General features: G+C 33.3%; 27 protein-coding genes. 25 read left to right on the top strand and 2 right to left on the bottom strand.

Features of this window, described 5'->3' with window-relative positions:
• Positions 1–7: 7 nt before the first annotated feature.
• The 3 genes from THYS13_RS03090 (at position 8) to trpS (ending at position 3,535) form a co-directional block, all read left to right on the top strand.
• Positions 8–1,540, top strand: a complete 1,533-nt coding sequence (locus THYS13_RS03090; RefSeq protein ID WP_042833109.1) for a YifB family Mg chelatase-like AAA ATPase — start codon at positions 8–10, stop codon at positions 1,538–1,540.
• Positions 1,541–1,603: 63 nt separating this feature from the next.
• Positions 1,604–2,470: a YitT family protein gene (locus tag THYS13_RS03085; RefSeq protein ID WP_042833108.1), complete on the top strand. Its 867-nt coding sequence runs from the start codon at positions 1,604–1,606 to the stop codon at positions 2,468–2,470.
• A gap of 81 nt (positions 2,471–2,551) precedes the next feature.
• A complete protein-coding gene (trpS, locus tag THYS13_RS03080) occupies positions 2,552–3,535 on the top strand; it encodes a tryptophan--tRNA ligase (protein WP_042833107.1) in 984 nt (327 codons plus the stop codon).
• Here the strand turns inward: trpS and THYS13_RS03075 are convergent.
• Both THYS13_RS03075 and THYS13_RS03070 read right to left on the bottom strand, forming a co-directional pair.
• Complete coding sequence (locus THYS13_RS03075; protein ID WP_042833106.1) at positions 3,524–3,895, bottom strand: YraN family protein; 372 nt, start codon at positions 3,893–3,895, stop codon at positions 3,524–3,526. The two genes, trpS and THYS13_RS03075, sit on opposite strands and share 12 nt — an antisense overlap.
• 6 nt (positions 3,896–3,901) lie before the next feature.
• Positions 3,902–4,630: a ribonuclease HII gene (locus THYS13_RS03070; protein ID WP_042833105.1), complete on the bottom strand. Its 729-nt coding sequence runs from the start codon at positions 4,628–4,630 to the stop codon at positions 3,902–3,904.
• Positions 4,631–4,719: 89 nt separating this feature from the next.
• On the opposite strand from THYS13_RS03070, the gene dprA reads away from it, so the two are divergent.
• The 22 genes from dprA to fliY all read left to right on the top strand — a co-directional run bounded on the left by dprA (position 4,720) and on the right by fliY (position 24,476).
• Positions 4,720–5,808 (top strand): DNA-processing protein DprA, encoded by a 1,089-nt coding sequence (dprA, locus tag THYS13_RS03065; RefSeq protein WP_042833104.1) that lies wholly within the window; start codon positions 4,720–4,722, stop codon positions 5,806–5,808.
• Positions 5,809–5,858: 50 nt separating this feature from the next.
• Positions 5,859–7,940 carry a type I DNA topoisomerase gene (gene topA, locus THYS13_RS03060; protein ID WP_042833103.1) on the top strand — a complete coding sequence of 694 codons (2,082 nt, stop codon included), beginning with the start codon at positions 5,859–5,861 and terminating at the stop codon, positions 7,938–7,940.
• A gap of 79 nt (positions 7,941–8,019) precedes the next feature.
• The gene (gene hslV, locus THYS13_RS03055; protein ID WP_042833102.1) at positions 8,020–8,550 is read left to right on the top strand and encodes an ATP-dependent protease subunit HslV; all 531 of its coding nucleotides are present in this window, start codon (positions 8,020–8,022) and stop codon (positions 8,548–8,550) included.
• Between the two features lie 12 nt (positions 8,551–8,562).
• Positions 8,563–9,942: an ATP-dependent protease ATPase subunit HslU gene (hslU, locus tag THYS13_RS03050; RefSeq protein WP_042833101.1), complete on the top strand. Its 1,380-nt coding sequence runs from the start codon at positions 8,563–8,565 to the stop codon at positions 9,940–9,942.
• A 34-nt stretch (positions 9,943–9,976) separates the two neighbouring features.
• Complete coding sequence (gene codY, locus THYS13_RS03045; protein ID WP_042833100.1) at positions 9,977–10,729, top strand: GTP-sensing pleiotropic transcriptional regulator CodY; 753 nt, start codon at positions 9,977–9,979, stop codon at positions 10,727–10,729.
• Between the two features lie 647 nt (positions 10,730–11,376).
• On the top strand, positions 11,377–11,784 hold the full coding sequence (gene flgB, locus THYS13_RS03040) for a flagellar basal body rod protein FlgB (protein WP_042833099.1): 408 nt from the start codon (positions 11,377–11,379) through the stop codon (positions 11,782–11,784).
• Positions 11,785–11,789: 5 nt separating this feature from the next.
• Complete coding sequence (gene flgC / locus THYS13_RS03035) at positions 11,790–12,233, top strand: flagellar basal body rod protein FlgC (RefSeq protein ID WP_042833098.1); 444 nt, start codon at positions 11,790–11,792, stop codon at positions 12,231–12,233.
• Between the two features lie 6 nt (positions 12,234–12,239).
• Entirely contained in the window at positions 12,240–12,536 is a 297-nt protein-coding gene (gene fliE, locus THYS13_RS03030) for a flagellar hook-basal body complex protein FliE (RefSeq protein ID WP_042833097.1), read from the top strand.
• A gap of 27 nt (positions 12,537–12,563) precedes the next feature.
• Positions 12,564–14,075: a flagellar basal-body MS-ring/collar protein FliF gene (fliF, locus tag THYS13_RS03025; protein WP_042833096.1), complete on the top strand. Its 1,512-nt coding sequence runs from the start codon at positions 12,564–12,566 to the stop codon at positions 14,073–14,075.
• Between the two features lie 11 nt (positions 14,076–14,086).
• The gene (fliG, locus tag THYS13_RS03020) at positions 14,087–15,094 is read left to right on the top strand and encodes a flagellar motor switch protein FliG (RefSeq protein ID WP_042833095.1); all 1,008 of its coding nucleotides are present in this window, start codon (positions 14,087–14,089) and stop codon (positions 15,092–15,094) included.
• Positions 15,087–15,857, top strand: coding sequence for a FliH/SctL family protein (locus tag THYS13_RS03015; protein WP_042833094.1), 771 nt, complete (start codon positions 15,087–15,089; stop codon positions 15,855–15,857). Before fliG ends, THYS13_RS03015 begins: the two co-directional genes overlap by 8 nt.
• Entirely contained in the window at positions 15,850–17,163 is a 1,314-nt protein-coding gene (gene fliI / locus THYS13_RS03010) for a flagellar protein export ATPase FliI (RefSeq protein ID WP_042833093.1), read from the top strand. Before THYS13_RS03015 ends, fliI begins: the two co-directional genes overlap by 8 nt.
• Before the next feature lie 6 nt (positions 17,164–17,169).
• Positions 17,170–17,613, top strand: a complete 444-nt coding sequence (fliJ, locus tag THYS13_RS03005) for a flagellar export protein FliJ (protein WP_042833092.1) — start codon at positions 17,170–17,172, stop codon at positions 17,611–17,613.
• A gap of 10 nt (positions 17,614–17,623) precedes the next feature.
• Positions 17,624–18,202 (top strand): MotE family protein, encoded by a 579-nt coding sequence (locus THYS13_RS03000; protein ID WP_042833091.1) that lies wholly within the window; start codon positions 17,624–17,626, stop codon positions 18,200–18,202.
• Between the two features lie 16 nt (positions 18,203–18,218).
• Complete coding sequence (locus tag THYS13_RS02995) at positions 18,219–19,577, top strand: flagellar hook-length control protein FliK (protein ID WP_042833090.1); 1,359 nt, start codon at positions 18,219–18,221, stop codon at positions 19,575–19,577.
• Positions 19,578–19,592: 15 nt separating this feature from the next.
• The gene (locus THYS13_RS02990) at positions 19,593–19,985 is read left to right on the top strand and encodes a flagellar hook capping FlgD N-terminal domain-containing protein (RefSeq protein WP_042833089.1); all 393 of its coding nucleotides are present in this window, start codon (positions 19,593–19,595) and stop codon (positions 19,983–19,985) included.
• A 9-nt stretch (positions 19,986–19,994) separates the two neighbouring features.
• Complete coding sequence (locus THYS13_RS02985; RefSeq protein WP_042833088.1) at positions 19,995–20,363, top strand: TIGR02530 family flagellar biosynthesis protein; 369 nt, start codon at positions 19,995–19,997, stop codon at positions 20,361–20,363.
• Between the two features lie 79 nt (positions 20,364–20,442).
• Positions 20,443–21,684: a flagellar hook protein FlgE gene (locus tag THYS13_RS02980; RefSeq protein ID WP_042833087.1), complete on the top strand. Its 1,242-nt coding sequence runs from the start codon at positions 20,443–20,445 to the stop codon at positions 21,682–21,684.
• Between the two features lie 47 nt (positions 21,685–21,731).
• Positions 21,732–21,941 (top strand): flagellar FlbD family protein, encoded by a 210-nt coding sequence (locus THYS13_RS02975; protein ID WP_029689040.1) that lies wholly within the window; start codon positions 21,732–21,734, stop codon positions 21,939–21,941.
• Positions 21,938–22,345 (top strand): flagellar basal body-associated protein FliL, encoded by a 408-nt coding sequence (fliL, locus tag THYS13_RS02970; RefSeq protein ID WP_029689041.1) that lies wholly within the window; start codon positions 21,938–21,940, stop codon positions 22,343–22,345. The genes THYS13_RS02975 and fliL overlap by 4 nt, the downstream gene beginning before the upstream one ends.
• 15 nt (positions 22,346–22,360) lie before the next feature.
• Positions 22,361–23,359 carry a flagellar motor switch protein FliM gene (fliM, locus tag THYS13_RS02965; RefSeq protein WP_042833086.1) on the top strand — a complete coding sequence of 333 codons (999 nt, stop codon included), beginning with the start codon at positions 22,361–22,363 and terminating at the stop codon, positions 23,357–23,359.
• The gene (gene fliY, locus THYS13_RS02960) at positions 23,352–24,476 is read left to right on the top strand and encodes a flagellar motor switch phosphatase FliY (protein ID WP_042833085.1); all 1,125 of its coding nucleotides are present in this window, start codon (positions 23,352–23,354) and stop codon (positions 24,474–24,476) included. The genes fliM and fliY overlap by 8 nt, the downstream gene beginning before the upstream one ends.
• Positions 24,477–24,493 lie beyond the last annotated feature (17 nt).

Here is a 24,493-nt window from a genome sequence, read left to right as displayed (position 1 = left end):
GATTTTTATGCTTTCGAAAGTAAAAAGTATGGCAGTCTTGGGGTTAAATGCCTATGTTGTAGAGGTGGAAGTAGATTTATCAACTGGAATTCCTTCTTTTGATATTGTGGGCTTGGGCGATACAGAAGTTAAGGAAGCAAGAGACAGAGTAAGGTCTGCTATTAAAAACAGTGGTTTTGAATTTCCCCTCAAAAAAATTACTGTAAATTTGGCACCAGCTGATACTAAAAAAGAGGGTACTGCTTTTGATTTGCCTTTGGCAATAGGAATTTTAAAATGCACAGAGGAGATAAAAGAGGAAAAGGAAGATATAGCCTTTGTAGGTGAACTTTCTTTGGACGGAAGCCTAAGAGGTGTAAATGGTATACTGCCAATGGTAATAGGGGCAAAGGAAAAAGGTATATCTTCTATTGTTGTTCCTTATGAAAATGCCCATGAGGCAGCAGTTGTTGAGGGGATAAAAGTATATCCCATGAAAAATTTGAAAGAAGTAGTTGAATTTTTAAATGGAGATAGGGAAATAGAATCTTTTACTTTAGATATTAATAGTTTTTTTGATAATGTAGAATACGATATAGATTTTGCTGAAGTAAAGGGACAAGAAAATGCGAAAAGGGTACTTGAGATTGCCGCTGCCGGAGGCCACAATGTGCTAATGATTGGCCCTCCTGGAGCGGGTAAAACTATGCTGGCAAGGCGTTTTCCTACTATTCTTCCTCAGTTAAGTTTTGAAGAGGCTTTAGAAGTAAGCAAGATATACAGTATAGCAGGATTGCTTCCAAAAGGTACACCTCTTATCACTATTCGACCTTTTAGAGCTCCTCATCATACTATCTCTACAGTTGCTTTAGTTGGGGGAGGAAAATATCCTAAGCCTGGGGAAGTATCCCTTGCCCACTATGGAGTGTTATTTTTAGATGAGATTCCTGAATTTAAAAAAGATGCAATAGAAGTTTTAAGGCAGCCGTTAGAAGATGAAGTGGTTACAATTACCCGTGTAAATGGTAGCTTTAGTTATCCAAGTAAATTTATTTTAATTTTATCCATGAATCCTTGCCCTTGTGGCTATTATGGCGATGATACTCATGAGTGCCATTGTAGTGTAAATGAAATAAGAAGATACCAAAATAAAATTTCAGGACCTTTGTTAGATAGAATTGATTTACATGTGGAGGTAAAACCTCTTAAAAAAGATAAATATTTCGAAGAAGAAACGCCATCGGAAAGTTCCAAGAAAATTCGCGAACGAGTTATAAAAGCGAGAGAAATGCAACTTAAAAGGTATAAAGGTACTGGTATATACTTTAATTCACAATTAAAAGGGAATATGTTAAAAAAATATTGCAAACTTGATGAAGATACTAAAAAATTTTTAAATGAGGCTTTCGAGAAGTTTTATTTAAGTGCAAGAGGATATAATAAAATTTTAAAAGTTGCTCGTACAATTGCTGATTTAGAAGGTGCAGAAAATATTAAGTTTGAGCATGTAGCAGAAGCATTACAGTATAGAATAGTTGATAGCATATATTGGTATAAATAAAAATTACAATAAAAATTTTATGTTAAGTAACTAAGTTTCAAATGTAATAAGAAGGTGTTAGCTTTGGAGATAACAAGTTTTTTTAATAGGGAAAGTATAAAAAATATTTTCTTTATTCTTATAGGGACTCTACTATCTTCCATTGGTATTAACATGTTTATTGTTCATGCTAAACTTTTAAGTGGAGGAGTCTCTGGTATTGCACTTATTATACAGTATTTAACCAAGTTTCCTGCAGGATACACTATATTTTTGCTAAACATCCCACTTTTAATTTTGAGCTATAAAAAAGTAAATTTAAGATTTACAATTTTTACTATTATAGGTACTGTATCACTTTCTTTGTTTTTGGTACTTACTTATGCGATAAAAAATATATTACATATAAATGATCCATTACTTTTGAGTTTATACGGCGGAGTGTTAAATGGTTTAGGTATGGGAATAGTTTTTAGTAATCACGGGTCAACTGGCGGGTTAGATATAATTTCTGTAATTGTAAAAAAGAAATATGATAATTTTGAAATTGGGCATATTTCTTTTATTGTTAACTTTTTTATCGTAGCAATTGGAGCTATATTTTTTGGTTTGACCAGTGCTCTTTACACTCTTGTTTCGATGTACATTACTTCCTACATGGTGGATAAAACCATAAAAGGTTTTAATAGACAAAAAATGGTACTTATAGTTACTGACAAAGTAGAAGAAGTGAGTAAAGAGATAATGACCACATTAAAAAGGGGGGTTACTTTGTTACATGGAGAAGGAGCTTATACTAAGGAGAGTAAAAAGGTTTTATACTCTATTGTGTCTTTAACACAGCTTCCACAGCTTAAGCTTATTGTGCACCAAATAGATGAAAATGCCTTTATCTCTATATTAGATGTAGCCGAAGTCCATGGAAAAGGATTTATGAGGGAATTATTTTAAATTTCATTGCAAATTCTGAAATTTTCTCTTATAATTTTTTCTAAACGACATAAAATACTCAATTGAAAAGGAGTTGATAGCTTGAAAAGAGTTTTTTCAGGAGTACAACCCTCTGGAGACATTCACATAGGTAATTACTTGGGAGCAATGAGGCAATTTGTTGCGCTACAAGAAGACTATGAGTGTTTTTTTTGTGTAGTGGATTTGCATGCTTTGACAGTACCCCAAGATCCAATAAAATTAAAAGAAAACACTATTGAATTGGCGGGTCTTTACCTTGCAATAGGCTTAGATCCTAAGAAAGTTACCCTTTTTGTTCAATCTCATGTCTCTGCACATGCAGAATTAGCATGGCTTTTACAATGTATGACATATTTTGGTGAGCTAAGCAGAATGACTCAGTTTAAAGAAAAGAGCAAAGGAAAAGAAACAGTTTCTGTAGGACTTTTTACATACCCTGATTTAATGGCAGCAGATATACTTTTATATAATACCGATTATGTTCCTGTAGGAGAAGACCAAAAGCAGCATTTGGAACTGACAAGGGACATTGCACAGCGCTTTAATAACAGATTTGGTGAAACTTTTGTTGTGCCCGAGCCTATGATATTAAAATTTGGTGCGAGGATAATGAGCCTTACTGACCCTACTAAAAAAATGAGTAAAAGTGACAGTGACCAAAATAACAGAATTAATCTTTTAGATGAGCCTTCTACAATCAAAAAGAAAATAATGAGAGCAGTAACAGATTCTGAGACTGAAATAAGGCTTGATTGGGAAAATAAACCAGGAGTCAGCAACCTTTTGACTATTTACAGTTTATTTACAGGTATGGAAATAGAAGAAGTTGTAAATAAATTTAAAGGAGAAGGTTATGGCACTTTAAAGAAAGAATTAGCAGAAGTTGTAATAGATAAATTGACTGTTATACAAAAAAATTATAAAGACCTCAGTAGAGATTATGTTTTGAAGGTTTTAAAGGAAGGGGCAGAAAGAGCTCAAGCTGTTGCTGAAAAAACTTTGAAAGAAGTAAAAGAAAAGATGGGATTGATATTAAAAGATTGAAAAAGCGTTGGGGAAATGACTTAGTTTTTCAAAGGCTAATGTATCAGGATTTAAATAAACCTCAATTACGTCGAAGCGAGGCTGAAAATTTCGAAATTTTTCTGTTGAAGCCAAGTACAATTGGGCAATTTTCAATATTCTTTGTTGTTTATGAAAATTTACAGCTTCACTTCCAATTCCAAAAGAGGTAGAGGTTCTTGTTTTTACCTCTATAAAAACTATTTCTTTTTTGAATAGAGCTATTATATCTATTTCCCCAATTTTGCATTTAAAATTTTTCTCTAAAATTTTATAACCTGATTTTAATAGATATTGGGCAGCTATTTTTTCTCCTAAGCTGCCTATTGTTTTTTTGTTCAATGTTTTTCATCCTTTCAGAATTTTTTCGATGAAAGTCTTTCTGTGGATAGGACAGGGACCGTATTTTTTTAAAGCTTCAATATGTTCTTTTGTACCATAACCTTTGTTTTTTTCAAAATTATACTGAGGATAGATTTTGTGATATTCTTTCATCATTTTATCTCTTTCAACCTTTGCCAGTATAGAGGCGGCAGCTATAGAGATACTTTTTGAATCTCCTTTTACTATAGCTTTTTGATTTATCTCTATTTGAGGAATAGTAATAGCATCTATTAAAAGGTAATCAATTTTTTGTTGTATTTTTGAAATAGCAATCTGCATGGCTTTGTAGGTAGCATTTAATATGTTTATTTTATCAATTTCTTCACAATCAACTATTCCAATGGCATACGAGATAGCTACTTTTTTTATTACCTCTGACAATACTTCTCTTTTTGCTTCAGATAGTTTTTTCGAGTCATTTATCTCAGGGATGAAAACTTCTTTAGGAAGTATTACACAGGCGGCAACTACTGGTCCTACTAAAGGACCTCTTCCCGCCTCGTCTACTCCAGCGATGAAGTTTAAATTTAATTGATATAATTGGTTTTCATAGTATTTTAGGTTATTTATTCTTTCTATTTCTTTTTCAAGCCACTTTTTAGCTGCTTCATTTAAGCTGAGAGATTGAAAGTCACAAGAGGGATTTTGGTATAAATAGTTTTTTAGTTGGCGTAGGTTGTATAAGTTTGACATTGTATCACCTTTCTTTTTTCTTTATTTTATCACAGGTTATGTATTATAATAAAGATAATTAGGGAAAACGATGTTAAAGGGGAGCAATTATGGAAAGAGAAAAGATTTTCAAAATATGGTTAAGTACTGTCAAAGGAATAGGGTATAAAAGTTTTGTTCAATTGATGGAATTTTTCAAAACTGCGGAAGAGGTGTATAAAGCAAAAGAAATTGATATTTTTAAAGCAATAGGAAATAGAAAATTAGTACAAAATATAATAGAAGCTCAGAAGTTGAACCCTTTTGACTATATAGAAAGATTGCAAAATTTAAAAATGAGTGTATATACATTAGAAGAGGAGGAATATCCGAAAGAATTAAAAAATATTTATGACCCACCTCCTGTTTTATATTTGAAGGGGAATATAAATTTAAAAGATAATTTGTGCATTGCCATGGTGGGCTCAAGAAATGCTACTTTTTATGGGAAACAAGTGGCACAAAAATTAGCATATGAGCTATCAGAAAGAGGCATAACAGTTGTAAGTGGCATGGCAAGAGGAATTGATAGTTTTTCTCATATAGGAGCGTTGAAGGAAAGAGGAAAAACTATTGCTGTTTTGGGAAATGGCATAAACATAGTTTATCCAAGAGAAAATAAAAAGTTGATGGAGCAAATTAGTGAGGAGGGATTGCTGGTTTCAGAGCTTCCTCTTGATGCTCCTCCGCTGCCACAAAATTTTCCTCTGAGAAATAGAATCATAAGTGGGTTATCTCTTGGGGTAGTTGTGATAGAAGCAGGAATAAAAAGTGGATCTTTATTGACGGCTCAATTTGCTTTAGAACAAGGAAGAGAGGTTTTTGCGGTACCTGGGAATATAACGAGTGTTTATAGCAGAGGAACAAATGAGCTCATAAAACAAGGTGCGAAAATTGTAATTGGTGTTGAGGATATTTTAGAAGAATTTAATTTAAGAGAGGATGTACAACAAAAGATTGAGGAAAATCTTATGTCTTCTCTGACGGAGGAAGAGAAAGAAGTGTACGATTTTATTTGTGAAGCTCCAAGAGATATAGAAGAAATAGCAGGCTATGTGAAAATAAAAATCTCAAAAGTTAATGCAATTTTATCTTCTTTAATGTTAAAAGGTATGATTGAAAAACTTCCTGGCAATAAATATGAGAAAAAAATATTTTGATAATTGTCAAAAACTTTGATATAATTATAAATTGTTTTGGAGGTGTAGAAATGGCAAAATCTCTAGTTATTGTGGAATCTCCAGCTAAAGCTAAGACCATCTCTAAATTTTTAGGCAAAAATTTTAAAGTAGCAGCTTCCATGGGACATGTGAGGGATTTGCCTAAAAGTCAATTAGGTATCGATATTGAAAATAATTTTGCTCCTAAGTACATAACTATTCGTGGAAAAGGGACTATTATAGAGAATTTAAAAAAAGAAGCAAAGGATGCAGATAAAATTTTTTTGGCCACTGACCCTGACAGAGAAGGAGAAGCAATTTCCTGGCATATTGCCCAATTGTTAAATTTGAATATTGAGGAGCCTTGTCGCATAGAATTTCACGAGATCACAAAAAATGCAGTGCAAACTGCTCTTAAAAGCCCCCGCTCTATAGATTTAAATTTAGTAGATGCGCAACAAGCAAGGAGAATTCTTGATAGATTAGTAGGATATAAGATAAGTCCCCTTCTTTGGAAAAAAATAAAGAGGGGATTAAGTGCAGGCAGAGTTCAATCTGTAGCAGCTAGGCTTATCTGCGACAGAGAAAGAGAAATAGAAGCTTTTGTGCCAGAGGAGTATTGGAGTATTACCGCGATTTTCTCTGATGAGAAAAACTCTGGCAAATTTGAGGCAAAATTCTACGGTACCAAAGAGGATAAAGTTGAGTTAAAGACAAAAGAAGATGTAGACAAAATATTAGCAGCATTGTCTGAAGAATACATTATAGATAAAGTAAAAATAGGTGTCAAAAAGAGGAACCCTTCTCCACCTTTTATCACTAGTACTTTACAACAAGAGGCTTCGAGAAAATTGGGATTTACTGCAAAAAAAACTATGTTAATTGCACAACAATTATATGAGGGGGTAGAAATCAAAGGAGAAGGCAGCGTAGGTCTTATTACTTATATAAGAACTGATTCTACAAGAGTCGCAAATGAGGCTAAGGCTGAAGTCTATAAATACATAGTTGAAAAGTTTGGAAAAGAGTATTCTAATCCTGAAGCAAATTATGCGTCTAAAAGAGCCAATGTGCAGGATGCTCACGAGGCTATAAGACCTACTTCTATTTATAGGGATCCGGAAAGTATAAAAGATTCCCTAACACCAGACCAATATAAATTGTACAAACTAGTTTGGAGTAGATTCCTAGCAAGTCAAATGGCACCTGCAATTTACGATACTGTTTCTATGGACATAGTAAATAATGGATATGTTTTTAAAGCCTCTGGTTCTAGCATTAAATTTTTAGGTTTTATGACAGTGTATGTAGAAGGAACAGATATGCAAGAAGAGGAAGAAAAAACTGTACCTGTGCTTCAAGAAGGAACCAAATTGTTTTTAGAGGAATTAAAGCCAATGCAACATTTTACCCAGCCTCCGCCTCGATATACAGAAGCTTCTTTGATTAAAGAATTGGAAGAAAGAGGAATAGGTCGTCCTAGCACTTATGCTCCCACTATCTCTACTTTGTTAGAAAGAGGATATGTGGTAAAAGATAAAAAGAATTTAAAACCTACAGAATTAGGTTTTATTGTGACAGACGTATTAAAAGAGTTCTTTTCAAAAATTGTAGATGTAAAATTTACTGCTGAGATGGAAGAGCAGCTAGATAAGATTGAAGAAGGTCAAGCGAAATGGTATGAAGTGGTGGAAGAGTTTTATGAGGACTTTTATAAAACTTTGAAAATTGCTGAAGAGCAAATGGAAGAAATAGATGTTAAGGAAGAAGTAGAAGTAACCGACGTTAAGTGTGAACTTTGTGGGAGAAATATGGTGGTAAAGAAAGGCAGATATGGGAAATTTCTTGCTTGTTCTGGTTTTCCTGAATGCAAAAATACAAAACCCTTATACGAAAAGGTTGGTGTGAAATGTCCTAAATGTGGTGGAGAAATTGTAAAGAAAAAAAGTAAAAAAGGGCAAAATTATTACGCTTGCGAAAATGCACCTAATTGCGATTTTATATTGTGGGATAAACCTGTTGATGAAAAATGTCCTGTTTGTGGTAGCCTGTTAGTAGAAAAAAATACAAAGAATGGTCATATACTAAAATGCTCTAATCCAGAATGTGATTATCAAAAAGAAGTTAAATGAATTTAATAAAAATTTTGAATTAATTCTTGAAGCATTGTGAAAAATGTGTTAATATTAAACTATCTAAAGGGGTGTAAACATGTTTAAGGGTACTACCATAATTGCTGTGAGAAAAGGCGATAAAGTGTCAGTGGCTGGTGATGGACAAATTACCTTTGGAGAAAATACAATTTTAAAACATGGAGCAAAAAAAATTAGAAGGCTATATAATGGAGAAGTAATAGTAGGATTTGCTGGTTCGGTAGCTGATGCTTTGACTCTTTCGCAAAAATTTGAAGAAAAACTGGAACAATATGGTGGGAATTTAAAACGGGCTGCAGTAGAGTTGGCACAGGAATGGAGAAAAGATAAGATTTTAAGAAAGTTAGAGGCTCTTTTGATTGCGGTAAATAAAAAAGATACTTTACTTCTTTCTGGTACGGGTGAAGTTATAGAACCAGATGAGGATGTGATTGGGATAGGATCTGGAGGAAATTATGCTATGGCTGCAGCTTTGGCGCTACGGTATAATACTGATTTAGATACTGAAGATATAGCAAAAAAAGCTTTAGAGATAGCTTCGAAGATTTGTGTTTACACTAATAACAACATAACAGTTGAGACTTTATAGGGGGTGCTCTAAATGAAGAATTATACTCCCAAGGAGATTGTAGAGGAATTAGATAAATATATTGTAGGGCAAAAGGAAGCTAAAAAGTCAGTAGCGGTGGCTTTACGAAATAGATATAGGAGAAATCTTTTACCTGACGATTTTAAAGAAGAAGTGACCCCCAAAAATATAATTATGGTAGGCCCTACTGGAGTAGGAAAGACAGAGATTGCTCGAAGAATTGCGAAATTAGTAGAAGCTCCTTTTGTAAAAGTGGAGGCTACTAAGTTTACTGAGGTAGGATACGTAGGACGAGATGTAGATTCCATGGTGAGAGACCTTATAGAGGCTGCTGTAAGAATGGTAAAAGAGGAAAAATTAAAAAAAGTTACTGAAAAAGCGAAGAAAATTGCAGAAGATAGGCTAATTGATTACATAATTGGAAAAAGAAAAAAACAAACTAAAAATCCTTTTGAAGTATTGTTTAATTATCCTTCTGCCGAGAAAAGTGAAGAGACAGAAGAAGAAAGTATGCAATACAAAAGAGAAGAAATAAGGCAAAAGTTAAGAAATGGCGAGCTAGATAATTATGTAGTGGAAATAGAAGTAACAGATACATCTACACCAATGCTTGAGATGTATACTAATTTAGGGTCCGAAGAAATGAATATAAATTTGCAAGATATATTTGCTGATATTTTACCTAAAAAGAAAAAAATTAAAAAAGTTCCTGTTTATGAAGCAAAGAGAATTCTAGAGTCTGAAGAAGCTCAAAACCTTATAGATATGGATGAAGTAATCGAAGAGGCTATTAAAAGAGCAGAAGACGATGGGATAATCTTTATAGATGAAATTGACAAAATTGCCAGCAGCGGTTATACAGCAGGACCAGATGTATCAAGGGAAGGAGTTCAAAGGGATATTCTTCCTATAATTGAAGGTTGTACAGTAATGACAAAATACGGTCCTGTTAAGACAGACCATATATTGTTTATAGCAGCTGGTGCTTTTAATGTTGCAAAAGTGACTGATTTAATCCCTGAATTACAGGGAAGATTTCCTGTAAGAGTTAATTTAAAACCTCTCACAAAAGAGGACTTTATAAGAATATTAAAGGAGCCTAAAAATGCCCTTACAAAACAGTATCAGGAGCTTTTAAGAACAGAAGGAATAGAAGTTAAATACACTGATGAAGCAATTGAGGCTATTGCAGAAGTAGCATATCTTATAAATCAACAATCGGAAGATATCGGTGCAAGAAGATTACACACTGTCATGGAGAAGTTATTTGAAGAATTATCATTTAATGCGCCAGAATTAGGAGGGCAGCAAATAGTGATAACTGAAGAATATGTAAAAGAGCAATTAAAGGATAGTTTAAATAAATATGAAGTTAATAAATACATTTTATGATAATAAAAAATAAAAACATAGGAGGATTAGAAATATGAGCACACTATTAGAAAAAACCAGAAAAGTAAACCGAATTTTACAAAAAACAGGAATTCAACCAGTTGATTTTAATGAAATGGCTAGTATACTAAAAGATGTCATTGAAGCCAATGTATATATTTTGAGTAGAAAGGGTAAAGTATTGGGCTATAGTATATTAAGAGATTATGGAAATGACATTTTTACTCAAAGCAAAGTAATACCTGAAGAATATAATGACAAACTTTTGCGAGTGACTGAGACGCTGGCTAATGATAAAGGTAACCTTTTTAAAGAGGATAAAGTTTTATCAGATTTAATTTTGACTATAGTACCTGTCAATGGCGGTGGAGACAGGTTAGGAACTTTAGTTTTATCAAGAGGGGTAAAAGAATTTACTGACGATGACTTGATATTGGCAGAATACGGTGCTACAGTAGTTGGCCTTGAAATTTTAAGGTCAAAAAATGAAGAAATAGAGGATGAAGCGAGAAAAAGAGCAGTTGTTCAAATGGCACTAGGAACACTTTCTTACTCCGAATTAGAAGCTATAAAAAATATTTTTGAAGAGCTAAATGGAAAAGAAGGATTATTAGTTGCAAGTAAAATAGCAGATAAAGTAGGTATTACAAGGTCTGTAATTGTAAATGCACTTAGAAAGTTTGAAAGTGCTGGCATAATTGAGTCAAGGTCTTTAGGAATGAAAGGTACCCATATAAGGGTACTAAACGATAAATTATTAGAAGAGTTAGAGAAAATGAAAAGATAAATTTAAACCTTTATTGAAAAATATAAGTCTCCGCTTTTATGCATGGGGTTGTACTTTAGCATGAAAGTAGGAGACTTAATTTTATGTAAAAGAGTCCTATAAAAATAGGACTTTTAGTTTGTTGACAAAGTTAAAAAATATTCAAAGGAGATATTTTGCATCGTCACTCCAATGTTCCAAAGCGACAAAACTAAACTCGACCTTCGGGTTCCGGCAGGGTACCGGGCACATTCGACATCCTTGTCTTAGTGCCCGCCTCCGCCATCCGTGGCTACGGCCCTGCCTCCACCCTTGGTCTCGCTAAGTTTCCCGGCACTCAAGTAAGCATGCTTGTTTTTTCTATTTTTGTTTTATAAACTTTCTTGCTTGAGTGCCGGGCCGCTTTGTCACAAGTCGTTCCCTATGCAAAATATCTCCTTTACGAAAGTTTGTCTACAGTCTGAGAGTCCTATAAAAATAGGACTTTTTTCTTATGGTGTAAACTATTACGGCATGATATAATATTATTCGATAAAAATTGATATTATTTTACAAAAAAGGCAGTGTTAAAACAAAGTTAAATATTTATTTTTTGGCTTATTTTAGCAGGATTTTTGATTTTTTTGTCGAATTAAGTATATTGTGGTCGAATAAGAGGAGGCGAGAAAATGCTGGATTTAGGAATTGAAAATATAGATTTGCTACAAAAAGGATTATACGCAGCTACTGTAAGAAACAATGTGATTGCCAATAACATTGCTAATGTGGATACTCCTAATTTTAAAAGGTCTGAAGTCAAATTTGAGGATATTTTAAAAGATGCTATAAATGGTACAAAGTTAAAAGGTTATGTTACAAATCCTAAGCACATTCCTATTGGCCCACCTGCTATTGATTCCATACAACCGGAAATTGTTCAAGTAAATGACACTTCCATGAGGCTAGATGGAAATAATGTAGACATAGATGCTGAAATGGCAAATTTGGCTAAGAATCAGTTGTATTACTATGCCCTTGTTCAAAGAGTGAACGGAGAACTTAATTCTATCATGACTGCTGTAAAAGATGGGAGGTAATTTAAATGAATTTATTTAGCTCGATGGACATAAGCGCTTCAGGTTTAACTGCAGAACGAGTGAGGATGGATGTAATATCCCAAAATATAGCTAATGTAAATACTACAAGGACAAGTCAAGGAGGACCCTATAGGAGAAAATTAGTGGTTTTGAAAGAAATACAACCTGACAGTTTCGAAAGCATTCTTAATAAAGTTAAAGGCAAATACAGTGGCAAAGGTGTAGAAGTTGTCCAAATATCAGAAGATGTCCAAACTCCTTTGAGAAGAGTATACGATCCGGGTCATCCTGATGCTGACCAAAATGGATATGTGGAGTACCCAAATGTAAACATTGTTTCTGAAATGGTAGATATGATTTCTGCTACTCGTGCTTATGAAGCTAATGTAACAGCCTTTAATGCTTCAAAAGCCATGTTTCAAAAGTCTTTAGAAATTGGCAGGGGGTAGACGTTAATGGTTAATCAAATAACACCGGTTAATCCAGTAGCTTTGGATAGCACTTTAGAAGCAACACAAAATAGCAGTAAAATAGATACTTTTAGCGACTTTTTAAAAGAAGCTTTTAACAAGGTAAATGATTTACAGTTAACGGCAATGAAAAATGACCAAAAACTTGTAACTGGTGAAATTGATGATATAAATCAAGTGATGATAGATGCCGCAAAAGCTGATATTGCACTGCAGCTTACAATTCAAATAAAAAATAAAGTGCTGGAGGCCTATCAGGAAATAATGAGGATGCCATTGTAATGTCTTTAATTGAAATGAGGTGAATTAATGCCAGAGTTCATTGCCAATTTTAGAGAGCAACTGACAAACTTTTGGAATAAGTTTGATAAAAAACAAAAGATACAGTTAGGAATTATCGCTATTTTGCTTTTTATAGGCATTTCTTTATTAGTTTACATAGTTAATAGGCCTAATTATGTAGTTTTATATTCAGATTTAAGTATAAAAGATGCGGGAGCGGTAGTTGAAAAATTAAAAACTGAATTTAAGATTCCATATAAAATATCGAACGATGGGACGACAATTTTAGTACCTGCACAATATAAAGATGAAGTGAGAATGAAACTTGCGACAGAAGGAATCCCCCAAGGGGGATTTAGCTTTGAAGAGGCTATGAATAACTCTCTTGCCACAACAGACCAAGAGAGAAGACAAAAGTATCTGTATTTTCTTCAAAATGAAATACAAAATTCTCTAAAAACTATAGATGGAGTGCAGGATGCTATTGTCAACATCGTAGTACCTGATCAAAATGCCTTTGTACTTTCAAATACTACTAATCAAGCTACAGCAGCTGTGATGCTAACTTTAAAGCCAGGTGTAACTTTATCTTCTTCTCAAGTCAAAGGAATCATAGATTTTGTATCTAAAAGCGTAGAAGGTTTAAAACCTGAAAATGTTACTGTAATTGATAATAATGGTAAAATCCTTACTGCAGAAAGTGATACTACTGCTGAAAATACTAATACTCAATTTGCTCTTCAAAAAAAAGTTCAAGAAGATTTACAAAACAGTCTTCAAACTCTTTTAGAACAAATTTTTGGTCCTGGAAATGTTGTTGTTAGAGCTAACGTAACTTTAAATTTTGATAAAAAGACGGAAGACAAAATAGAGTATTTTCCTGTTCAAGGTAATGACAATAAAGGAATTGTAAGAAGCGTACAAGAACTTAAAGAAAAAGCTACAGGTACACAGGGGACAAATCCAACAGGTACTGCGTCAAATAATCCTCCTGTAACTTCAACAACTAGCAATAATACTTCTGATTACAATAAAACAGAAACTACTATAAACTACGAAATAAATCAGATTAAGACAAGTCTTGTTCAAGCGGAAGGTAAGATTGAAAGTATTTCTGTTGCGGTTGTTGTAAATCAAAATCTCAATAATTCTATGAAACAACAAATTGCTGACTTGGTTACAAAAGCTGCAGGTGGAGATTCTCTTGTAAAAGTATCGGTTCAAGGAATGCAATTTAATCAAGACCTGTTAAAGACAATGCAGCAGCAGGCAAAAGTTTCAAAGGGAGTACCAGCGTATGTATGGGCTATATTAGCAGCTTTAGTGTTAGGAGGCATGCTATTCCTTATTATGATGAAAAGGAAGAAAAAAGAAACCTCTTTAACTACAGCTAAGCAGGAGGTCTTAGCTACTGTAGAGTCTATCGAAGAAATAGATTTCTCGGAGAAGGACGAAAAGAAAAAACAGATAGAAAGACTTATAAAAGAAAAGCCAGAACTTGTGGTGCAGGTAATTAGAACATGGCTTAATGAAGAGTAGGTGGTGGTATTATGGCGAGAGGTGCACTTACAGGTAGGGAAAAAAGTGCAATGCTTTTGATTGCATTAGGGCCAGACCTTTCAGCTCAAATATATAAGCATTTAAGGGAAGATGAAATTGAACAATTAACTTTGGAAATAGCTAGTATACGAAATCTTTCTCCTGAAGAGAAGCAAAAAGTTATAGATGAATTTTATAACATGTGCGTAGCGCAAGAGTACATAATAGAAGGCGGAATAGAATATGCAAAAGCAGTTTTAGAAAAAGCTTTAGGTACTCAAGAAGCTTTTGAGGTTATAAATAAATTGACTTCTACTTTGAAAGTAAGACCTTTTGATTTTATAAGAAGAGCGGATCCATCGCAAGTTTTAAATTTTATACAAAATGAGCATCCTCAGACTATTGCGATGATTTTGTCCTATTTAAAACCTCAACAAGCAGGAGCAATTCTATCCTCATTGCCTGAAAATTTACAGGCAGAAGTAGCTATGCGAATAGCGACAATGGAGAGCACTTCTCCTGAAGTAGTAAAAGAAGTTGAGAGAATTTTAGAGAGAAAATTGTCTTCGTTAGTTACACAAGATTATACTTCTTCAGGTGGTATTCAAACAATTGTAGATATACTAAATTCTGTAGATAGAAGTACAGAGAAAAATATCTTGGATACTCTTGAGACTATAAACGTTGAGCTAGTAGAAGAAATTAAGAAGAGGATGTTTGTATTCGAAGATATTGTCACATTGGATTCCAGATCTATACAGAGAGTATTGAGAGAAGTAGACAATCACGATATTGCTCTTGCTCTTAAAGGTTCCAGTGAAGAAGTGCAAAAAGTTATTTATAGTAATATGTCTAAGAGACTTGCCGATATGATAAAAGAAGACATACAATATATGGGACCTGTAAGATTAAAAGATGTAGAAGAAGCACAGCAAAGAATTGTAAATATCATAAGAAAATTAGAAGATGCAGGGGAAATTGTAATATCAAGAGGAGGAGGGGACGAAATTATTGTATAGAGTATATAAACAACAAGAAATAAACCTTTCTTCTCCCATAGTTTTAAGAATTGTGGAAAATGGCAATTACAAAGAAAAAGTGGAGAAAGTAATTGAATTGAGTGAACAAAGAGAGGATATAAAAAAAGAAAGTGAGATTTTAGCAAAGCAAATAATAGAGAGGGCGAGACAAGTCCAGCAAGAGATACTTAGAAAGACTAAGGAAGACGTAGAAAAAATCTTAATAGAAGTAGAGAAAAAAGCGAAGAAGATTGAAGAAGAGTATAAAGAAAAGGGTTATCAAGCTGGATATACTGTAGGATATCAAGAAGGATACAAAAAAGGAGAAGAAGATGCTAAAGCTATAATAGAAGAAGCAAAGGCTATCAAAGAAGAGATTATTAGAGAAAAACAACGAATGTATAAAGAAGTAGAAAATGATATTGTAAGTGTAATTTTGCTGGCAGTAGAAAAAATTGTGGGTAAATATCTAGAAGAGGACAAAGATATAATATTAAATCTCATCAAAAAAGGAATGGAGAATTACAATGCTTTTGACAAAGTCACGGTAAGAGTTAGTGAAGAGGATTATGAACACTGTATTAAAAACAAAGATAAAATTCTTAAAGACATAGAGTTTTTAGATGATGTAAATATCCTAAAAGATTTATCATTAAAAAAAGGAGATTGTGTAATTGAAACAAATTCTGGAGTGATAAACTCTGGTGTTAGTACACAACTTAAAGCTTTAAAAAACTTATTTGTGGGTGTGCTAAATGAGTAATATTGTTTTGGATAAATATAGAAAGGCTCTTCAAGAAAAAAGGCTGATTCAATATTATGGAAAAGTTTCTCAAGTAATAGGATTGACAATCGAAAGCACAGGGCCACTTTCTAACATAGGAGAAATATGTAATATCAAGACTATTAATGGAAATACAATTTTGGCAGAAGTTGTAGGTTTTAAAGAAGAAAAAGTGTATCTTATGCCATTAGGAAATATGGAGGGAATAGGAGCAGGCAGTAAAGTTATAGCTACAGGTCAAACCCTTAGAGTTAATGTAGGAAATGAACTTTTGGGAAGGGTATTAGACGGTTTGGGCAATCCTATAGATGGCAAAGGAGCAATAAAATTCGAAAAATCTATTCCTATTAATAATGTGCCACCTGACCCTTTGGAAAGAAAGCGAATTAGAGAAGTTATGTCTCTTGGTATAAAAGCGATAGATGGACTACTTACCTGCGGCAAAGGGCAGAGAATTGGTATTTTTGCAGGAAGTGGTGTGGGAAAAAGCACGCTGTTAGGCATGATGGCAAGAAACGCGAAAGCTGATTTAAATGTAATAGCTCTCATTGGAGAAAGGGGAAGAGAAGTAAATGAATTTCTAGAAAAAGATTTGGGTGAAGAAGGCTTAAAAAAATCTGTAGTTGTAGTAGCTACCTCTGATACCCCAGCTCTTATAAGAGTAAAAGGCGCTATGACTGCAACTGCCATAGCTGAATATTTTAGAGACAAAGGGTTAGACGTCCTTTTGATGATGGATTCAGTAACTCGTTTTGCTATGGCGCAAAGAGAAGTAGGACTTTCTATAGGAGAAGCTCCTGTTTCACGAGGGTATACTCCTTCTGTCTTTTCAGTTTTACCTAAGCTTTTGGAACGCTCTGGATGTTCTAAAAAAGGTTCTATTACAGCCCTTTACACTGTGCTAGTAGATGGAGATGATTTAAATGAGCCAATTGCTGACGCAGTAAGGGGTATACTTGATGGGCACATAGTGTTGTCAAGGAAACTTGCTAATAAAAACCATTATCCTGCTATTGATGTGCTAGCAAGTGTTAGCAGGGTGATAAATGACATAATTACAGAAGAACACAACGAATTAATAGCGAGGTTTAAAGATATTTTAGCGACTTACACAGAAGCGGAAGATTTAATAAATATAGGAGCATATAATTTTGGCAGTAATCCTAAAATTGATGAGGCCATTGAACTAATTGACAAAATGAATAGTTTCTTAAGGCAGAGAATAGACGAATCTTATGACTTTGAAACTACGATGCAACTGTTATATGAATCTATTAAAAGGTGATAAAATATGAAAAAATTTGAATTTAATTTGCAGCCAATATTAAATTTAAAGCAACAATCAGAAAAAATAGAAAGAGAAAAATTATCCAAAATTATGGCAGAGATACATTTTCAAAAAGAGAAATTAAATGAACTTATTAATCACCTAAATGAGATTTTAGAAAAGAATAACAAAGCGATCAATGAGGGAACCACAGCCATTAAAATAGCGGAATATGATGCTTATGTTAAAAAAATACAACGAATAATTGAAGAGAAAAAGGAATTAATCAAAAAATTAGAGGAAGATGCTGATATTATAAAAGAAAATCTTTTGAAAATTTCAAAAGAAAAAAAGGCTTTGGAAAACCTCAAAGAAAAACAATATTCGGAATATCAGTATTTATTAAATTTAGAGCAGAACAAATTTATAGACGAACAAGTAAGCTTCAGAGTTGCCAAATCCTATTAGGAGGATATATATGCAAAATCAAGATACACAAGTGAAAAAACGGCCAAAAAGACTTTTAATAATTTTGATAGTATTACTATTGGTTATAAGTGGTGCAGTAGCAATAGTGTATTTTAATGTAGGAGGAAATCAAACGTATCTAACAAACCAGTTAGCTAAAATTCCAATTTTAAAGGGATTGGTATCTTCAAAACCTGTACTAAATAAAGATGAGGAAATAGCAAGACTTACCAATCAACTGAAATCGAAAGAGGAACAAATCGCAAGCTATGAAGCTAAGCTGAAAGAAAAAGAGGACCAAATTAAGACCTTGAAGGAAGAGTTTGACAAAGTGAAAAATGAAAATAGTATACTTAAGCAACAATCGCAAAATAGACAGACTAGCTTAAAAGACATAGCTAGTTATTATCAAAACATGGATCCACAAAATGCAGCACAAATACTCAATAATATGTCAGATGAAGATGTAATAAAAATATTGAGTTACATGAACAAAGATAGCGCTTCAAAAATATTAGAATCACTAAAAGCTGATAAGGCGGCAAGAATAACAAATATTTTATTGAAAAATGCTACAATGATTCCTTAGAAAGGAGGTGAAAAGAGTGATAGAAGTGTTACCGGATACTAATTTGTTACCATTTAACATACAACAGCCAAGGACTGACAGAAGCAAAACAGTTGCATCTTTCCAAAAAGATAATAAGTTAAATAAATTTTCAAAAATGTTACAGCAACAGGTGGCAATTAATGAAAATAATAAAGAAAATTCAACAGGAAAAGAAGTATCCGATAGCAGTGTTGAGTTAAATAGTCTTTTTTCAACAACACAATCACTGAAGGAAGAAAAAAATTTAAAATCATTCCAAACAGATGATTTATCGTTAGCAGACGTTTTCAATGCGTTGCAGCAGTTAATAAGTGCGTTAAACGTGGCAATTCAAAGTGATGATGGTAATCAGCTAATTGAAAAACAAAATTTTTATCTGGAAATGCAAAAAGAAGTACAAAGACTGATGCAAGATTTTTTAAATAATGGTGTTTTGGATGTTGATAAACTATCGCAAAAAATAAGCCAGTTATTAGAAGGAAAATTTGGTGTTAAATTACAACCAGATGCAATAGCTACAGCAATTAAAAGTAACAACTTTAAGGAAGTTTTAAAGGCCTATAAAGATGAAAATGTGGATATAAAAAACATGAATACTCAAAAAACAGACTCAAATGTATTTTTGCAACACATAATTAAAAAAGAAGTGAGAGAAAATTTAACTCCAACTACCAAAAATGAAGATTCATCTGTGATAGACAATCAGCATATCCCTGAGAGAAATAAAGAAGACATACCCAAAACAAAGGATTCACAACCCGAGTTAAATAACACGATTAAAGAAGAAAGGAATACTGGGGAAAATCAGCAATTACAACAAAATGATTTTACGTTTTTGAAAAATGATGGGAAGACTTTTGGAAACCAACTGATTAACCACCAAAATTCAAAATTAAAAGAGGTTCCAGAATCGCAAATTTTTGACCAAATAGTAAAGAGTATGAATTTTTCAAAAAACGACATATCTTCTACCATAAGTATACAATTAAAACCAGAATTTTTAGGAAAGCTTCAGATAAATCTTAAATCTATAGATGGAAATATTATCGCTACTATAATAACTGATAGCGAAAAATTGAAGCATCAAATTGAATCTAATATAGGAATTTTGAATACTCAATTAGATTTAAAGGGAATTAAAATAGACAGTTTTAATGTGACTGTGGATAAAAACATGCAGTTTACTTCTCAATACAATGGACAACAGCAAAGTTACAATGACAACTCCCAAGAACAAAATTTGCACAGAGCATATGGTGGATATTTACACTATGATTTGGCAGAAGCAGAAGAGACAGAAACTTTACAAAGAATTTACAATCTCTCACAAGAACATATAGATGTGAGGGCGTAGAAAGGAGGGAATTTTGTGAACGTAAATACCAATTATAGTTTCTCAAATATATACAATAACAGTAAAATTACTTCAAAAAATCAATTAGGTAAAGAGGATTTTTTGAAACTTTTGGTCACACAGTTAAAAAATCAAGACCCTTTAAGCCCAATGGATGACAAAGAGTTTATTGCACAGCTGGCTCAATTTTCAACCTTAGAACAAATGCAAAACATTAACAACAGTTTTAATGCGATAAGAGCTATAAATTTAATAGGAAAAAGTATTAATGCTAATATCAATGAAAATGGGAATGTTCGCACTGTAATGGGGAAAGTAGATGCTATATATAAGCAAAACGGCGAATATTTTTTGGAAGTTGGTAATGTGGACGTACCCTTGGATGCTGTCACAAGTGTTTCAGAATGAGGTGATAAAATGTCTGAGATAGTGAAAATCCCTCAAAATCTAAATGTTAATTATTTAGCTCAAAGGATAGCGAGTAACAATGGGACCTCTACGGCTTTTAAAGAGGTTTTAAATGAAAAAATTGACGAAATAAAATTTTCCAAACATTCTCTCATGAGGATGGAAATGAGAAACGTCAAAATTACTCAAGGTGAATATCAAAAACTATTAGAAGCAGTGAATAAAGCTTGTGAAAAGGGAATAAAAGATTCATTAATTATAATGAATAATAAGGCTTTTGTGGTTAATTTAAAAACTAAAACGGTCATAACGACGATGGATGGGGAAATGTTGCAAAACAGTGTTTTTACAAATATAGACGGTGCTGTAATAATTTAAGCCGGACCTTGACAGGGGGCTTATCGCTTTTGACTGACGGATAAAGCGAGCAGTACCGAAAATAAAGGGAGGAGAAAAAATGTTAAGGTCAATGTATTCTGCAGTTTCAGGGTTGAAAGCTCATCAAGCGAGGATGGATGTAATAGGAAATAACATAGCAAATGTCAACACTGTTGGATATAAAGCCAGCAGAATGACTTTTAAAGAAATATTTAGCCAGACGATAAAAGGGGCTTCTGCGCCTCAAGGAAATGGTGGTGGAACTAATCCTCAACAGATTGGTCTGGGAGTAGCTATAGCTTCAATTGACACATTGTTTACAAGAGGCGGTGCACAAAGGACAGATAATCCTACAGACCTTTCAATTGATGGAAACGGATTTTTCATAGTTTCCAATGGAGGAGCAAATTTGTATACAAGGGCAGGAAACTTTAGTTTTGACTCTCAAGGTGATTTAGTAACCCCTGATGGATATAAAGTTTTAGGTTGGATGTCAACAGATGGGAAAACAGTAAACACTGATACAGGAAATTTAGTACCAATAAGCCTCAAAAATTGGTCAAGTATAAATCCAGCAACGACTACGCAATTAGAAATAGGAGGAAATTTAAATGCTTCAACAGCAATCAATGGTACCATAAGTTATAACATATTAGTATATGATTCACAAGGAGGAAGCCACATAGCTACACTTACTTTTACGAGAACTGATGCTAGTACATGGAATTGGAGCGTATCTTCTTCAGATCCTGCTATTTCTTCTGTAACTGGTTCGGGTACACTTACTTTTGGTGCTGATGGAAAGATTGCACCTAATACAACTGCGACGGGTACACTTACTTTTAATATGAATACCACTGTAACAAATGCAAGTATTGGGCCAGTTTCTCTTGACCTTTCGCGTATTACTATGTTTTCAACTGAGACGGACCTAAGAGAGCTCAGCAAAAATGGAAATGAAGCAGGTTCTTTAGAGAGCATTAATATAGACAAATACGGAGTTGTCTCGGGTATTTATTCCAACGGTCGTAGGCAAATAATTGGACAGATTGCAATAGCTGATTTTCAAAACCCAATGGGTCTAGAAAAAATAGGAAATACAATGTTTATTAATACAGTAAACTCAGGAGACCCTATGATAGGAACTGCCGGAACTGCTACAAGGGGGGCAATAAATCCTGGAACTTTAGAAATGTCTAATGTAGATTTAGCCAATGAATTTGCTGATATGATTGTTACTGAAAGAGGTTTTCAAGCAAATGCTAAAGTTATAACTACTTCTGACGAAATATTGCAAGACCTTGTGAATATGAAGAGATAACTACGGTCTGCTGGGCTTTCGCCCAGTAGACTTGATGGAGGAGTATTATGATTTATGTTACGCGTCTTAATAATGAAGAATTTGTGGTGAACGCAGACTTAATTGAATTTATTGAAAAAACTCCTGACACTGTTATAAGTCTTACTACAGGTAAAAAGATAGTAGTAAAAGAAACACCTGAGGAAATTATAGAAAAAGTTATTGCTTACAAAAAGAAAATTTTCACAATAGTAAAAGACAAAGAGGTGTTAGAATGAATAACAAGACAATTTTAATAGTTATTGTTGCAGTGATTTTGTCTTTTGGTGTAGCTTTTTTGTATTTTAACAATTTTGCCTCTACTAATAGGCCTCAAGAAATCACTTATTATAATTACTCTCCTGGCGGAGAATTTATAACTAATTTAAAAGGAGATGGAAAATTTGTTAAAGCAACAATAGAATTGCAAGTTGCAGATAAAAACATTTTAAAAACCTTAGAAGAGCGAAATCCCCAGATTAGAGATTTGATAATCCAAATTTTAAGAGGGAAAACAGAACAAGATGTGGAAGGACCAGAAGGACAGGAGAAGTTAAAAAACGATATAAAAAATGGAATAAATAAAATAATAGGTGAAGGAAAAATTGTAAATGTATATTTTGATGAATTCATTGTTCAATAGGGAGGAGGGGATTTTTTGGCTGAAATATTATCACAAAGCGAGATAGATGAACTATTAAAAGCTTTTAGCTCTGGCGGATTAGATATCCAAGAAATTGAAAAAGTAGAAGAGACCAAAAGTAAAAAGATAAGAAATTACGATTTTAGAAGGCCTAATAAATTTTCAAAAGAACAACTGCGAACTCTTCAGATGATTTTTGAAAATTTGTCAAGGTCTTTGACTTCCTTTTTGTCAGGATATTTGAGAACGATAGTAGATGTTACAGTGGTCTCTGTTGACCAGCTAACTTATTATGAGTTTAGTAATTCTTTAAACAATCCAGTTTTCATTGCTATTATTGATGCAGCTCCTTTAGAAGGCCCTTTTCTCTTGGAATTTAATAATAATACTACTTATGCAATACTTGATAGAATTTTGGGAGGAATAGGAAAAGGCGAGCTTTTGGATAGAGATTATACTGAGATTGAAATCAGCCTTTTGACCAAGATTGTAAAGCAAATGCTTCCACTTTTCAAAGAACCATGGAGCAATATATTAACGATTAACCCCTCTTTAATAAGGGTGGAAACTAACTCTCAGTTTGCTCAAATAATATCTCCCAATGAGACAGTAGCCTTGTGTACTTTATCTATAAAAATCAATGAAACAGAAGGAATAATGAATTTTTGTATGCCTCATTTAACGTTAGAACCTATTGTGCCCAAATTAACGACAAAATTTTGGTTTTCTAGCATGAAAAAAGAAGAGAAAGTAAATCCTGAGCTTATAAAGAGTAAAATAAGCAAAACCTATATACCTCTTACTGCTCAACTTGGTTCTACCACCATTACTGTAAAAGAATTTTTGGAGTTTGAAATAGGAGATATAATCGTGTTGGATAAACATTTCAAAGAGCCTGCAGATATAATAATCGATAAAAAAGTCAAATTTCGAGGTATACCTGGAATCAAAAATAACAAATACAGTGTAAGAATAACAGAAGTTATTTACAAAGGAGATGAAGAAAGTGAATGACTTTTTATCACAAGAAGAAATAAATGCACTACTAAAAGGCTTAACTGAAGAATCTAAAGAAAATCAGTCCCAAAATGGAAAAGATTTAACAGAAGAAGAACAAGATATACTAGGGGAAATTGGGAATATAAGTTTTGGCACATCAGCCACTACTTTATATACGTTATTGAGAAACAAAGTTACTATTACTACTCCAAAAGTTTCAGTATTATCTTGGGAAGAGTTAAAAAAAGAATTTAATATTCCTTATATTGGAGTTGAAGTAGAGTATACGGAAGGACTAAAAGGTCATAACCTTCTTATTTTAAAAAAAGAAGATGTACTTAAAATGACAGATTTGATGATGGGGGGAGAAGGAAAAGTAGAAGATGGAGAAATTACTGAACTGCATTTAAGTGCAATAGGAGAAGCCATGAACCAAATGATAGGTTCTGCTGCTACTTCTCTTTCTACCCTTCTCAATAAAACTATAAATATTTCACCACCTAAAGCTTTTGTTGTTGATTTTACTGTTTCTTTACCAACAGATATTTCATTCCCGGAAGGCGATGTAGTAAAAATTGCCTTTAAAATGGAGGTAGGAGAAATAATTGATAGCGAAATCATGCAGCTTTTGCCTCTTGATTTTGCTAAAGAACTAGTGCGAAGCGTTTTGTCGAAAAATGAAGAAAAATCACCAGCGGTGACTTCCCAAGAAGAGAGCTCCAGTGCTATAATAGAAAGGGATGAAAAAAATGTCGAGACAGGTAACAATATCTCAACAGATGAGAAAGCTACCAAAAAGAAACAAAAAATTAACGCAAGTCCTGTAGTTTTTCAAAGTTTTGATGAAGAACCTTCATCTAAAAGCAAGGAAGAGAAGGGAAATTTAGAGCTGATCCTAGATGTGCCTCTTACGATTACTGTTGAACTAGGCAAGACTAAAAAACTTATAAAAGATATTTTAGAATTAGGTGAGGGTTCTATTATTGAATTGGACAAATTGGCAGGTGAGCCAGTAGATATTTTAGCAAATGGAAAGTACATAGCTAAAGGGGAAGTAGTGGTAATTGATGAGAATTTTGGGGTTAGAATTATAGATATTGTACACCAAAGCAAAAGAATTAGCAATATATAATAAAAATGAGGAGGAAT

Source organism: Thermoanaerobacter sp. YS13 (assembly GCF_000806225.2).
In the GTDB taxonomy this organism is placed as follows: Bacteria; Bacillota; Thermoanaerobacteria; order Thermoanaerobacterales; family Thermoanaerobacteraceae; genus Thermoanaerobacter; species Thermoanaerobacter uzonensis.
Note: the sequence above shows the minus strand (reverse complement) of the source record. Positions and strands in the feature narration are given on the sequence as shown.